Origin of the sequence: Streptomyces sp. NPDC051322, from assembly GCF_040689485.1 — a bacterium.
Taxonomy (GTDB): Bacteria; Actinomycetota; Actinomycetes; order Streptomycetales; family Streptomycetaceae; genus Streptomyces.
In genome coordinates this window covers 388014-401010 of sequence record NZ_JBFBAK010000001.1, presented here as the reverse complement: position 1 = coordinate 401010, position 12997 = coordinate 388014, and the positions used below count along the sequence as shown (strand labels likewise).

Annotated in this window: 13 protein-coding genes; 4 read left to right on the top strand and 9 right to left on the bottom strand. The window is 71.0% G+C overall.

Annotated features, from left to right (window positions below):
* Nucleotides 1–154 precede the first annotated feature (154 nt).
* Entirely contained in the window at nt 155–1564 is a 1410-nt protein-coding gene (glnA, locus tag AB0436_RS01845; RefSeq protein WP_366465658.1) for a type I glutamate--ammonia ligase, read from the bottom strand.
* A 217-nt stretch (nt 1565–1781) separates the two neighbouring features.
* Here glnA and AB0436_RS01840 point away from each other — a divergent pair, with 217 nt between their 5' ends.
* The gene (locus AB0436_RS01840; protein WP_365857719.1) at nt 1782–2249 is read left to right on the top strand and encodes an RDD family protein; all 468 of its coding nucleotides are present in this window, start codon (nt 1782–1784) and stop codon (nt 2247–2249) included.
* A 76-nt stretch (nt 2250–2325) separates the two neighbouring features.
* On the opposite strand, the gene AB0436_RS01835 is transcribed toward AB0436_RS01840, so the two are convergent.
* The 4 genes from AB0436_RS01835 to lipB form a co-directional block, all read right to left on the bottom strand.
* Nucleotides 2326–3015: a DUF4191 domain-containing protein gene (locus AB0436_RS01835; RefSeq protein WP_366465657.1), complete on the bottom strand. Its 690-nt coding sequence runs from the start codon at nt 3013–3015 to the stop codon at nt 2326–2328.
* A gap of 19 nt (nt 3016–3034) precedes the next feature.
* On the bottom strand, nt 3035–3241 hold the full coding sequence (locus AB0436_RS01830; protein ID WP_365857715.1) for a hypothetical protein: 207 nt from the start codon (nt 3239–3241) through the stop codon (nt 3035–3037).
* Between the two features lie 277 nt (nt 3242–3518).
* Nucleotides 3519–4472 (bottom strand): lipoyl synthase, encoded by a 954-nt coding sequence (gene lipA, locus AB0436_RS01825; protein ID WP_365857713.1) that lies wholly within the window; start codon nt 4470–4472, stop codon nt 3519–3521.
* A gap of 120 nt (nt 4473–4592) precedes the next feature.
* Nucleotides 4593–5426: a lipoyl(octanoyl) transferase LipB gene (gene lipB, locus AB0436_RS01820; RefSeq protein WP_366465656.1), complete on the bottom strand. Its 834-nt coding sequence runs from the start codon at nt 5424–5426 to the stop codon at nt 4593–4595.
* A gap of 222 nt (nt 5427–5648) precedes the next feature.
* Between lipB and AB0436_RS01815 the strand changes: the two genes are divergently transcribed.
* Nucleotides 5649–7121 (top strand): regulator, encoded by a 1473-nt coding sequence (locus tag AB0436_RS01815; protein ID WP_366465655.1) that lies wholly within the window; start codon nt 5649–5651, stop codon nt 7119–7121.
* Nucleotides 7122–7175: 54 nt separating this feature from the next.
* Here AB0436_RS01815 and AB0436_RS01810 read toward each other — a convergent pair whose 3' ends face one another.
* Nucleotides 7176–8504, bottom strand: coding sequence for an NAD(P)/FAD-dependent oxidoreductase (locus AB0436_RS01810; RefSeq protein ID WP_366465654.1), 1329 nt, complete (start codon nt 8502–8504; stop codon nt 7176–7178).
* 245 nt (nt 8505–8749) lie between these two features.
* Nucleotides 8750–9649 (bottom strand): TIGR01777 family oxidoreductase, encoded by a 900-nt coding sequence (locus tag AB0436_RS01805; protein WP_366465653.1) that lies wholly within the window; start codon nt 9647–9649, stop codon nt 8750–8752.
* A gap of 57 nt (nt 9650–9706) precedes the next feature.
* On the opposite strand from AB0436_RS01805, the gene AB0436_RS01800 reads away from it, so the two are divergent.
* The gene (locus tag AB0436_RS01800; RefSeq protein WP_366465652.1) at nt 9707–10204 is read left to right on the top strand and encodes a GNAT family N-acetyltransferase; all 498 of its coding nucleotides are present in this window, start codon (nt 9707–9709) and stop codon (nt 10202–10204) included.
* Nucleotides 10205–10225: 21 nt separating this feature from the next.
* Here AB0436_RS01800 and AB0436_RS01795 read toward each other — a convergent pair whose 3' ends face one another.
* Nucleotides 10226–10744 (bottom strand): DUF4240 domain-containing protein, encoded by a 519-nt coding sequence (locus AB0436_RS01795; protein ID WP_366465651.1) that lies wholly within the window; start codon nt 10742–10744, stop codon nt 10226–10228.
* A gap of 167 nt (nt 10745–10911) precedes the next feature.
* On the opposite strand from AB0436_RS01795, the gene AB0436_RS01790 reads away from it, so the two are divergent.
* Entirely contained in the window at nt 10912–11835 is a 924-nt protein-coding gene (locus AB0436_RS01790; RefSeq protein ID WP_366465650.1) for an SDR family oxidoreductase, read from the top strand.
* An 88-nt stretch (nt 11836–11923) separates the two neighbouring features.
* Here AB0436_RS01790 and AB0436_RS01785 read toward each other — a convergent pair whose 3' ends face one another.
* Complete coding sequence (locus tag AB0436_RS01785) at nt 11924–12925, bottom strand: WYL domain-containing protein (protein WP_366465649.1); 1002 nt, start codon at nt 12923–12925, stop codon at nt 11924–11926.
* Nucleotides 12926–12997: the final 72 nt, after the last annotated feature.

Below are 12997 nucleotides of genomic sequence, written 5' to 3'. Positions count from 1 at the left end.
CGCTCTCGAGCGGGGTCCCACAAGGCGTCCCCACCGACGCCGAACGGAAAAGCGGCGGGCCGCCGGCCGGGCTCCCCGGCGGGGGAGCACACGACCGACGGCCCGTGAGGCGGCCCGGGGGAGCGGATGACCGCTCCCCCGGGCCGGGGATCGCTTACAGGTCGAAGTACAGCTCGAACTCGTGCGGGTGCGGCCGCAGCTGGATCGGGGCGATCTCCTGGGTGCGCTTGAAGTCGACCCAGGTCTCGATCAGGTCGGCGGTGAAGACCCCGCCGGCCTGCAGGTACTCGTTGTCCGACTCGAGCGCGTCGAGCACGGCCGGAAGCGAGGTCGGCACCTGCTGGACGTTGGCGTGCTCCTCGGGAGCCAGCTCGTAGAGGTCCTTGTCGATCGGCTCCGGCGGCTCGATCTTGTTCTTGACGCCGTCCAGGCCCGCCATCAGCAGCGCCGAGAAGGCGAGGTACGGGTTGGAGGACGGGTCGGGGGCGCGGAACTCGACGCGCTTGGCCTTCGGGTTGGAGCCGGTGATCGGGATGCGCATCGCGGCGGAGCGGTTGCGCTGCGAGTACACCATGTTGACCGGCGCCTCGAAGCCCGGGACCAGGCGGTGGTACGAGTTCACCGTCGGGTTGGTGAAGGCGAGCAGCGACGGGGCGTGCTTCAGGATGCCGCCGATGTAGTAGCGGGCCATGTCCGAGAGGCCCGCGTAGCCCTGCTCGTCGTAGAACAGCGGGTCGCCGTCGGCCCACAGGGACTGGTGGACGTGCATGCCGGAGCCGTTGTCACCGAAGATCGGCTTCGGCATGAAGGTCGCGGTCTTGTTGTTGCGCCACGCGACGTTCTTCACGATGTACTTGAAGAGCATCAGGTCGTCGGCCGCGGCGAGCAGCGTGTTGAACTTGTAGTTGATCTCGGCCTGGCCGGCCGTGCCGACCTCGTGGTGCTGGCGCTCGACCTGCAGGCCGTTCTTGTCCAGCTCCATGGAGATCTCGGCACGCAGGTCGGCGAAGTGGTCCACCGGCGGGGTCGGGAAGTAGCCGCCCTTGTAGCGGACCTTGTAGCCGCGGTTGTCCTCGAGCGCACCGGTGTTCCAGGCGCCGGCCTCGGAGTCGATGTGGTAGAAGCTCTCGTTCGCCGACGTCTGGAAGCGGACGTTGTCGAAGACGTAGAACTCGGCCTCGGGGCCGAAGTACGCGGTGTCCGCGAACCCGGTGGAGGAGAGGTAGGCCTCGGCCTTCTTCGCCACGTTGCGCGGGTCACGGCTGTACTGCTCGCCGGTGATCGGGTCGTGGATGAAGAAGTTGATGTTGACGGTCTTGTCGCGGCGGAAGGGATCGACACGGGCGGTCGACAGGTCCGCGCGGAGCGCCATGTCGGACTCGTGGATGGCCTGGAAGCCGCGGATCGACGAGCCGTCGAACGCGAGCTCCTCGGCCGGGTCGAAGACCGCCGCCGGGATGGTGAAGTGCTGCATCACACCGGGCAGGTCACAGAACCGGACATCGATGAACTTGACGTCTTCGTCGGCGATGAACTTCTTCACGTCGTCGGCGTTCTGGAACATCCAACTCCTCCTACTCCCGACCCGGGAGGGGCGGGGTTGCAGCTCATGGTGAGGCCAGTGCGGTGGCGGCGGTGGCACTCGCTGGACCCGACCATAGGGACACCGGATTTCTCAAGCATGACCCATTTGTTTCGTAGAAGTTAACCGGGCCGGGTGTCCGCAGGTCATCGAGACCCCGACCGCAGGGGTAGGAATCCGCTCGCAGTACCGTGGACGGGTGGACAACAGGCAAGCAGTCGGATCGTGGCTTTCCGGGCCGGGCGAGGCCGCCAAGGAGATGGGTGCCGACTTCGGTCACCGGGGCAAGCGGCTCGGTCTGCCGGAGACAGGACCCGGTGCGATCGCACCGCTGGGCCGCCGTTTCGGGGCCGTTTTCATCGACTGGGCACTCTGCATGCTTATCGCATACGGACTCATCGCGCACGGCGACCAGCAGTCCGCCGGGAACTGGGCGCTGCTGGTCTTCTTCGTGCTGAGCGTGCTCACCGTCTCCACCATCGGCTGCACACCGGGCAAGCGGCTGCTGCGCCTGCGGGTCGTCGCCGAGGACGGCGGGCGCCTCGGAGCGGCCCGCGTCGTTGTACGCAGTCTGCTGCTCTGCGTGGCCATCCCGGCGCTCATCTGGGACCGCGACGGACGCGGTCTGCACGACCGTCTCGCCCGCGCCGTGCAGGTGCGGATCTGAGACCGCGGCAAGAACGCGGAAGGCGGCCGGAACCTCTCCGAGGTTCCGGCCGCCTTCCGCGTTACGCGTGTTATCGCTATCGCTGCTTCTGGCCCCTGGTGCCACGCCCGGGCATGGGACCCTTCGGCAGGGGCATGTTCGACATCAGATCGCCCATCGCGCGCAGCCGGTCGTTGGCCGCTGTGACCTGGGCGCCGGTCAGTACGCGCGGCAGCTTCAGCAGCGTGGTGCGCACCTTCTTCAGCGGCACCTGGCCCTCGCCGTCGCCCACGATGATGTCGTGCACCGGTGCGTCCACCACGATGCGCGCCATCTTCTTCTTCTCGGCGGCCAGCAGGGACTTCACCCGGTTCGGGTTGCCCTCCGCGACCAGCACCACACCGGCCTTGCCGACCGCGCGGTGCACGACGTCCTGGCTGCGGTTCATCGCGACCGCCGGGGTCGTGGTCCAGCCGCGGCCCACGTTGTCCAGCACGGCGGCCGCCGCACCCGGCTTTCCTTCCATCTGCCCGAAGGCCGCGCGCTCGGCGCGGCGGCCGAAGACGATCGCCATCGCGAGGAAGGCCAGCAGGAAACCCAGGATGCCCAGGTAGATGGGATGGCCGATCACAAAGCCGACGCCGAGAATGACGCCGAAGACGACGATTCCCAGACCGCCGACGACAAGACCCACCTTGGGATCGGCCTTGCGGGTCATCTTGTAGGTCAGAGCGATCTGCTTCAGCCGCCCGGAATTCTCAGTGTCTGCGTTTGCCTGCCTCGCCATGGACAGAAGTTTACGCGGACTAGGAGGTGCGGGTGGCCACGGCCTCCAGTACGTGCTGTGCCTCGACCCGGTCCTTGGCCCGGCGGCGGTCCTCGAGCACCGACGTCCAGGCGTTGCGGCGAGCGGTGCGCTGGCCGTTGCTCAGCAGCAGCGATTCGACGGCACGCAGCGCACCGGCGACGGACGGAAGGGCATTGGCTCGTACGGTCTGGGGCGCGGCCTGCATGATGGGCTTCCCTCGGGACAGCGGCGATGACGCCGGCGGACAGTGCGGCGGACGGAACAAACGGGAGCGCGCGGGAGTGACGCACCCAGCGGAGCGGTGCGTAACCCCAGGGTCACTGATTGGTGTTACCAAGGCATGTCGAGCCGGTCAAACGGACATGAAGCTTCGGCGTGGCCCCGGAAACGCCTGACGCGGCCCGTACCCACCCCTGACCTGCAGGGATCGTACGAGCCGCGTGATTAGGCCATTACTCCACAGTAGCTGCTTGTGCGCAGATTCACACGGCGGCAGCGCCGCGCCGGTCCATCGCCTGCTGGAAGAGACGGCCCGCACGGTACGAGGACCGGACGAGCGGCCCCGACATGACGCCGGAGTAGCCGATCTCCTCGGCCTCCTCCTTCAGCTCCACGAACTCGGCGGGCTTCACCCAGCGCTCGACGGGGTGATGGCGCGGCGAGGGGCGCAGATACTGCGTGATGGTGATCAGCTCGCAGCCCGCGTCATACAGGTCCTGCAGCGCCTGGCTGATCTCCTCGCGCTCCTCGCCCATGCCCAGGATGAGGTTCGACTTGGTGACCAGACCGGCCTCGCGGGCCTGCGTGATGACGTCCAGCGAGCGCTCGTAGCGGAAGCCGGGACGGATCCGCTTGAAGATCCGCGGCACCGTCTCGACGTTGTGCGCGAGGACCTCGGGGCGGGACGAGAAGACCTCGGCCAGCTGCTCGGGGACCGCGTTGAAGTCGGGGATGAGCAGCTCGACCTTGGTGCGGCCGGCGGCCCGCTCGGCCGTCATCGCGTGGATCCGGCGCACCGTCTCCGCGTACAGCCAGGCGCCGCCGTCCTCCAGGTCGTCGCGTGCGACGCCGGTGATGGTGGCGTAGTTCAGGTCCATCGTGACGACGGACTCGCCGACCCGGCGGGGTTCGTCACGGTCCAGCTCGGCCGGCTTGCCGGTGTCGATCTGGCAGAAGTCGCAGCGCCGGGTGCACTGGTCGCCACCGATGAGGAAGGTCGCCTCGCGGTCCTCCCAGCATTCGTAGATGTTGGGACAGCCCGCCTCCTGGCAGACCGTGTGCAGACCCTCGGACTTCACCAGGGCCTGCATCTTGGTGTACTCGGGGCCCATCTTCGCCCGGGTCTTGATCCACTCGGGCTTGCGCTCGATGGGGGTCTGGCTGTTCCGGACCTCCAGACGCAACATCTTGCGCCCGTCGGGTGCGACAGCGGACACGTCCGGCTCCCTACAGCTTCGATTCTTCGGCGAACACCAGGGTACGCCCGTTGTTTGTATGGCCTACCTCCGGCCAACCTGCGACCGCGGAGGTGCATTCCCGGCCGGTACGGCGGCGGCTCAGGCCGAGGCCTGCTCGACGGCCTGACCGACCGGACGGTCGCCACCGGCCGTGACCGTGCGCGGGGCGAGCGCCGCGTTCTCCAGCACGTCCCGCAGATGCTTCTCCACGACCGGCAGTGCCTCGGCGACCGTGACCTCACGGCCCAGTTCGTACGAGAGCGAAGTCACCCCCGCGTCCCGGATACCGCAGGGCACGATCCGGTCGAACCAGGTGGTGTCCGGGTTGCAGTTGAGGGCGAAGCCGTGCATGGTCACACCCTTCGCGACCCGGATGCCCATGGCGGCGATCTTCCGGTCCTCGCGGCGCTGTCCGGCATTGGACGGCGCGTACTCGGGCCCGTTCATCCGCGGGTCGAACTCCTCGTCCTGCAGCCGGGGGTCGAGATCGAGCGAGAGCCCGCCGATCGACGGACGCTGCTCCACCGGGTCGCCGAGCACCCAGACGCCCGCCCGGCCCTCGACCCTGCTGGTCGCGACACCGAACTCGGCGCAGACCCGGATCAGGGCCTCCTCGAGACGGCGCAGGTGGGCGATGACGTCCACCGGACGCGGCAGCTTCTGGATCGGGTAGCCGATCAGCTGGCCGTACCCGTGCCAGGTGATCTTGCCGCCCCGGTCCACGTCGACCACCGGGGTGCCGTCCAGCGGGCGCTCGTTGTCGGCGGTGCGCCTGCCCGCCGTGTAGACGGGCGGGTGCTCGAGCAGCAGCACGGTGTCCGGCGTCTCGTCGGCGAAGCGTGCGGCGTGCACCTCGCGCTGCTTCTGCCAGGCCTCCCGGTACTCGACGGCTTCCTCGCCGAAGCCCAGTCGGACAAACCGCAGCTCACTCACGGCAGCTCCTCATCGCGTACGGACACCCCACCCTTCGGGTGACACCCCTCAGCCACTGTACGACCGCGTCGAACGGCAGCCTCGCGCGGGCAGAAACGGAACCTCCTCACCCGAACGGATGAATCCGGGGCGTAGCAGGCGGTAACGGCGGCGCAGCCCGCTAAATTCACGCCGTTCCAAGAGGGCTGCTCCCGGCCCGGAAGGCAGGAGACCGCACAGCTGATGACGGAACGATCCCCGCAGCGCACACCCAACCGCCGGCTCGCCGCGCTCATCGCAGAAGCCGGTTTCTCCCATGCGGGCCTGGCCAGAAGGGTGGACCAGCTCGGCCTCGAGCACGGGCTCGATCTGCGCTACGACAAGACCTCGGTGACCCGCTGGCTACGCGGCCAGCAGCCGCGCGGCACTACCCCCGCCCTGATCGCCGAGGTGTTCACTCGGCGACTCGGCCGCCGGCTCGCGGCACAGGACCTCGGCCTCGACGCCTGCGCGCCGGTGTACGCCGGGCTCGAGTTCGCCGGCACCCGGGACGAAGCGGTCGACATCGTCAGCGGCCTCTGGCGCAAGGACTCCGGCAGCCAGGCCGAACTGCGCAAGATCGCATTCACCCCGGCCGGGCTCGTCGTGCCGAGCCGGGACTGGCTGATCGGCCGGGCCGACGACTGGGGCGCCGCCGCGGCCGGAGCGGGGGCATCCGTGGACCGGGGCGCACCGCAGGCGAGAGCCGTACGGATCGCCGCGACGATCCGCCCGACCGTGCCGCGCCAGCGGCAGACCGACCGGGCGCCGGGGCAGCGGGTCGGGGCCGGCGACATCGCGGCGCTGCGGGCGGTGGGCGAGCTCTTCCGCACCCTCGACCACGCCTACGGCGGCGGGCATGCCAGACAGGCACTGGTGCGCTATCTGGAGCACGAGGCGGAGCCGATGCTGCGCGGCTCCTACGGCGAGGCGACCGGTCGGCGGCTCTTCGCGGCCGCCGCCGACCTCACCAGGCTGGCCGGCTGGACGTCGTACGACATCGCGGCGCACGGCCTCGCCCAGCGTTACTTCGTGCAGGCGCTGCGGCTGTCGCAGGCGGCCGGCGACCGGGCGTACGGCTCGTACGTCCTGGTCACCATGAGCCGTCAGGCGGTCTATCTCGGCCACGGCAGGGAGGCCGTGCAGCTGGCGCGGGTCGCTCAGCAGGGGGTCGGCAGCTCAGCGCCCCACGTCGTCCAGGCCCTGCTGCACGCGGTCGAGGCGCGGGGGCACGGGGTGCTCGGCGAAGCACGGGCCTGCACGGCCTCCATGCTGCGGGCGGAGAAGGCGATGGAGGCCGCCCGGCCCGGTGACGAAGTGCCGCACTGGGCGCGCTTCTTCGACGAGGCGCAGCTGGCGGACGAATTCGCCCACAGTCACTGTGACCTCCAGCAGTACCGGCCCGCCGCCCAGTACGCCGAGCGTGCGCTCCAGCTGCGCGCCCCCGGATTCGCCCGCTCCCGGTTGTTCTGCCGGGTGGTGCTCGCCACCGCGCGGCTCGGCCTCGGCGAGCTGGACCAGGCGTGTGCGCTGGGTGCGGAGGCGGCGCAGCAGGCGGGGGAGATGCGGTCGGCGCGGGCCGTGGAGTACGTACGGGACTTCGAGCGGCGGCTCGAGCCCTACCGGGACGCGGCCGCCGTCCGGGGATACCGGGACCGGGTCGCGGCGATCGGCTGACACCCGGTGCGTTCTCGTACGTTCGGTCCCGTGCGTTCGGTCTCGTGCGTTCGCTCACGCCGCCAGGGGGACCGGATCGGCAGGGACGTCCGGTTTGATGCCGAAGTCGCGCATCACCTGATCTGCGGCGCGGCGGCCGGAGTGCAGTGCGCCCTGGACGGTGCTGGTGTCCCGGTGGTCGCCGCAGACGTAGAGACCCGCCAGCAGCCGGACGGCGCGGCGCGCATCGTGCGGGGCGGGCATGGCGGGGACCGCCCGGGGATCGTGGTGGACGGCGAGCAGTTCCCAGTCGTCGGTCGATGAGCCGTAGACGCCGGCCAGTTGGGCGCGGACCGTCGCGTCGAGTCCGGGTGGGGGAGTACGGAGTCCGAGCACGGTGGAGGAGATCAGGGTTCGGCCGCGCGGGGCCCGGGTGGCATCGACCTCGCTGATGACGGCGGTGTGCGAGACGGGGCCGGCGCGGTCGGCGTCCAGCAGCAGGGCGGGTTCGGCGAGCGGGCTGCGGGGGGCGGCGTGGTGCACGACCGTCACCGGGTGGAAGTCCGGCACCCGCAGCCCGGGCAGCAGCCGGGCCGCCTCCCGGGCGTCGGTGGCGATCAGCAGGGCACTGCAGTCCAGTCGGCCCAGCTCCTCCGTGGTGACCGAGGAGATGGAGGCCGAGGTGACGTGTATCCCGGTACGGACCGTGCCCGCCGGCAGGGTCGCGGCCAGCCGCTCGGGAAGCGTGCCGACACCGCCCGCGGGCAGACAGAGCCTGCCCCGGGCGAAGCCGCGCAGCGCGAGGTCCGCGCAGCGGCTGGATGTGCCGAGGTCTGGATCACACAGCAGCGCGGACAGCAGCGGCCGCAGAAAGCCGCTGACGGTGCGGGCCGGGAATCCGTACGAACGGAGCGCGTCCCATGCGGTCTGCTCGGGCCGGGCCAGCAGGCGGTCGACCGGGGTGGCGGCGAGGCGGCTCAGCGCGGTGGAGACACGGGCCTGGCCGAGCGGCCCGCCCATGGGCGAGCGGGGGGAACGCCCGGCGCGCGGGGCGCTCTTGAGGGCGCGCGCCGCGGTCAGTGCGCCCCATGCGCTCCCCGACCCGCCCATCCGATGCAGGCGGCCCTCGCTGCGCACCAGGATTCCCGGCGAGAACAGCCTCAGATCGACCCCGCTGAGGTAGGGGGTGCTGAGCAGCTCCGGATACGAGGTGTTGAGCAGTTGCCCGTTGCGGTCGAGACGGAAGCCGTCGATCTCCTCGGTGGACATCCGGCCGCCCGGTTGCGGGGCGGCCTCCAGAACACTGACGCTGACGCCCGCGCCGGCCAGCCGATGAGCCGCCGTCAAGCCGGCTATCCCGGCACCGACGATCACGACGTCGGCATGAAGTGCGCTGCTGAGCACGGGCCCCTCCCCGGGGTCGGCGCGGCCGGTGCGGTGTCTTGCGGTGTGGGGGTACTTTCCCTCAACTGGCCGCGGGAATGCGGTGGTTCTTTGCGAGGGTAGGGAGGGGGACGGCGGCGGACAGGTGCGCGGGGCGGGGGCACGGTGGCGCGGGGTCGCACGGCGGGGTCCGGGGCGGAGCCCCGGTTCGGGAAGGGGCGGAGCCCCGGTCCGGGAAGGGGCGCGGCGGGGGAAAGCCCCCAGCGTCAGGAGCTCGCGGCGCCGATCGCCCCATCGACCCCCGGAAAGGCGAACGTGAACCCCGACTCCAGCAACCGCGACGGCACCACCCGCTGACTCATCAGCACATCCCCCGCGAACTCCCCCAGCACCACCCGCAACACCGGCGCCGGCACCGCGAACGGGGTCGGGCGGTGCAGGGCGCGGCCCATCGCGGCGGTGACCTCGCGGTTGGTGACGGGCTCGGGGGCGGTGAGGTTCACCGGGCCGGACAGAGACTCGGTGTCCAGGATGTGGCGCAGGGCGGCGACCTGGTCGTGCAGGGCGATGAAACTCCAGTACTGGTGACCGTTACCGAGCCGGCCGCCCAGCCCTGCCCGGAAGAGCGGGAAGAGCTTGCCCCAGGCGCCGCCCTCCCGGGCGACCACCAGGCCGGTGCGGGCGAACGCGGTGCGGATGCCGGCTTCTTCGGCGGGGCGCGCGGCCTCTTCCCACTCGACGCAGAGCGCGGCAAGGAATCCTTCACCGGGCGGCGCGCTCTCGTCGGTCACCCGGTCGCCCGTGTCACCGTAGAACCCCAGCGCGCTGCCGCACAGCAGCACCCGAGGCGGCACGTCGAGCGAGGCCACCGCCTCGGCCAGGGTGGCGGTGCCGAGGACCCTGCTGTCCCTGAGCTCCTTCTTGTAGGCGGCGGTCCAGCGGTGGTCGCCCACCCCGGCTCCGGCCAGGTTGACCACCGCGTCGCTGCCGGCCAGGCCCGCGGTGTTCACGTACTCACGTTTCGGGTCCCACTCGACCTCGTCCGCGGCCCGGGCGGTGCGGCGGACCAGCCGTACCACCTCGTGGCCGTCGGCCCGCAGGGACGTGCCCAGGGCCGAACCGATGAGTCCTGACGCTCCGGCGATCGCGATACGCATGGACCCCATCCTCACCCATCGGGGCCCGGCCCGGAGGAGCACCGCCCGCGTGGCAGAGTGACGGGCATGTCAGAGCCGAACATACGGGTCGCGGTACGCGCCGACGGTGAAGCGCTCGCCGCACTCGACCGTGCGACCTGGTCCACGCTGCACGCCGTCCAGCCCCGGCCGCAGCCGCCGTACGCCCCGTTCTTCGACGGCAACCACCTGCCCGGCGACTACCTGGTGGCCGAGGTGGCCGGTGAGATCGCGGGATACATACGGCTGGTTCCGGCCACTCCGCTGGTCTGCAACGCCCATGTGCGGCAGATCCAGGGACTCGCGGTCTCGGCATCGGCCCGGGGGAAAGGGGTCGGCCGGGCCTTGCTCAGGAGCGCGTGCGCCGAATCCCGACGCCAGGGCGCGACCCGGATCACCCTGCGGGTGCTGGGGCACAACGCCCCGGCGCGCAAGCTGTACGCCTCCGAGGGGTTCGCGGTGGAGGGTGTGCTGCCCGGCGAGTTCTATCTGGCGGGCCGTTACGTCGACGACGTACTGATGGGCCGAAGCCTCACCGACTGGTGAGGCCGTCGCCGGGGGCCTGCCTCACGACCCGAAGCGTTCCCAGAGCCGCGGGTACCGCTCGGCGAGTGCCTCGTCGTCGAAGTCCACCGGCGTGCCCTCCGGCTCGGCGGGCTGCGGTGGGATCCCCAGGTCCGGCGTCTCGGACCCGGTGAGCTGTTCGTACGCCTCGTCGGCCGCGAAGCCGAGATCCTCGCCGTCGCCGTCGACCTCCTCGTCGAAGTCGTCGAGCAGGTCGGTCAGGGCGTCCGGGTCGTGCAGCGCGCCCTCGAAGATCTCCCGGCCCTGGCCGATCAGCCAGCAGCGGAAGTAGTCGAAGGCATCGCTGTCCGCCTCACCGAGCAGCACGGCGGCGGCGCCCCACAGGTCCCAGCGGTAGGCGCGGTTGTAGCGGCTCTCGAAGTACCTGGCGAACTCCAGCACGGCGTCGGGATCGAACTGCAGCAGCCGCTCGGTGAGCAGGTCGGCATGATCCTCGGGGTCGCCGTCGGCGGCCGCACGGGTGCTGTCGATGGTCTCCCAGAACTCCGTCTCGTCCCTCACGCGTCCAGCATCGTGCTTGGCGGGGCCCGGCGCACGCGGAGCGCGCAGGTAGCAGCTCTCTCGTTATCAGGGGGTTGCCGGCCGGCGGTGGGACAGTCCGATGATGCGCAGGGAAGCACCGGAAATCCGGACGGTACCTGTCGGATATCGATGCGACGGTGGACCGCATGACGACAGCGAAGCCATTGACCGGACGCATCGCCCTGGTCGCGGGTGCCACCCGTGGTGCGGGCCGGGCCATCGCCGTGCAGCTGGGAGCGGCCGGCGCCACGGTCTACGGGACGGGGCGCACCACCCGCGGGAAACGCAGCGAGCTGGGGCGTGCGGAGACCATCGAGGAGACCGCCGAACTGGTCACGGCAGCCGGTGGGCAGGGGATCGCTGTGCCCACCGACCATCTGGAGCAGGACCAGGTGACGGAGCTGGTCGAACGCATCGACCGGGAGCAGGGACGGCTCGACATCCTGGTCAACGACATCTGGGGCGGTGACCATCTGGCCGAGATCGGCAACAGCGTGAAGATGTGGGAGATGGAACTGGCACAGGGATTGCGGATGCTGGACCTCGGCGTCAGGAGTCACATCATCACCAGCAGTTGTGCGCTGCCGCTGCTGGTGCGGCGACCCGGCGGTCTGGTCGTCGAGGTGACGGACGGTACGGCGGAGTTCAACCGCGCCTACCGGGAGAACTTCTACTTCGACCTCGCCAAGAACGCGCCGATCAGAATGGCCTTCAACCTGTCCCACGACCTCGGGGCCTCGGGCAGCACGGCGGTCTGCGTCACCCCGGGCTTTCTGCGCTCCGAAGCGATGCTCGACCACTTCGGTGTGACGGAGCAGAACTGGCGCGACGCGATCGCGAAGGTCCCGGAATTCGTCATCGCGGAATCCCCCGTGTTCGTGGGCCGGGCCGTGGCGGCGATCGCGGCGGACGAGGGGCGGGCGCGCTGGAACGGGCAGTCGCTGTCGAGCGGACAGCTGGCGAAGGAATACGGCTTCACCGATGCGGACGGGAGCCGGCCTGACGGGTGGGGGTACATCACGGATGTCGTGCTCGGCGGGAAGGACGCGCCGGCCGCCGACTACCGCTGACCGCCGGATGACAGCGGTACGGGGGTGGCAGCGGTACGGGGGTGGCAGCGGTACGGGCAGCCCGGGCGGGGCAGTCGGCCCGGGTCGCTCAGCGGTACAGCCCGGCGGCTCTCGCCGTCGCATCGGCGAAGCGGTCCCGCAGTGCCGGCGGCCCCAGCACCTCCACCTCCGGCCCCAGCGCGAGCAGCTGCCCGTACGCCACGTCCAGCGACTCGACGGGCAGCGTGACCGTCACCCGGCCCCGCGCGTCCGCCGGGGCGGCCGCCGCCAGGGCGGCGGAGGCGGCCGCGCGGTCCACCGCGTGCGGGAGGGCGGCGGCGCCGGCCGATGAAAGCCGGACCTCGACCTCCGTACGCAGGATCGAGCGGGCGAACGCGGCGGCCTGATGCTCCCAGAAGGCGGCGAGGTCGAAGCCCGGGTCACGGACGAACCGCCCGCCGTCGCGCCCGTCACCGTGCGGCACGGCATCATCGGGCCGTGCCACCGCGGTGAAGCGGTCGATGCGGTACACCCGGAAGTCGCCGTCCGTGCGCGCGCAGAGGTACCAGACGCCTGCCTTGAGGACCAGGCCGTACGGCTCCAGCTCGCGCGTGACCTCGGAGCCGTCCGGGCGCCGGTAGCGGACGCGGGCCCGCCGGTCCGACCGGACGGCATCGGCGAGCGGGGGCAGCAGTTCGGGGGTGACCGGCTCCTGGTACCAGCCGGGGGCGTCCAGGTGGAAGCGCTGGGCCGCGCACGTCGATGCGTCACGCAGTGCGGGGAGCAGAGCCGCCGAGACCTTGAGCCGGGCCGCGGACGCGGCATCGGCGAGGCCCATCTGCCGCAGCGCACCCGGGACTCCGGAGAGGAACAGCGCTTCGGCCTCGGTGCGGGCGAGGCCGGTGAGCCTGGTGTGATACCCGCCTATCAGCCGATAACCGCCGGTCCGGCCGCGCTCCGCATACACCGGAACGCCCGCCTCCGAAAGGGCGAGCGCATCGCGGGCGATGGTGCGCTCGGACACCTCGAGCCGCCGCGCCAGCTCGGCGGCCGTCATCATCGGCCGGGACTGGAGCAGCAGCACCAACTTGATCAGGCGGGCAGCGCGCATGGGAACAGCATGCACGCCGCCACTGACAACGACGGTCCGGCGCCGGAGGCCCGCATCAGAGGCCTCCGGCGC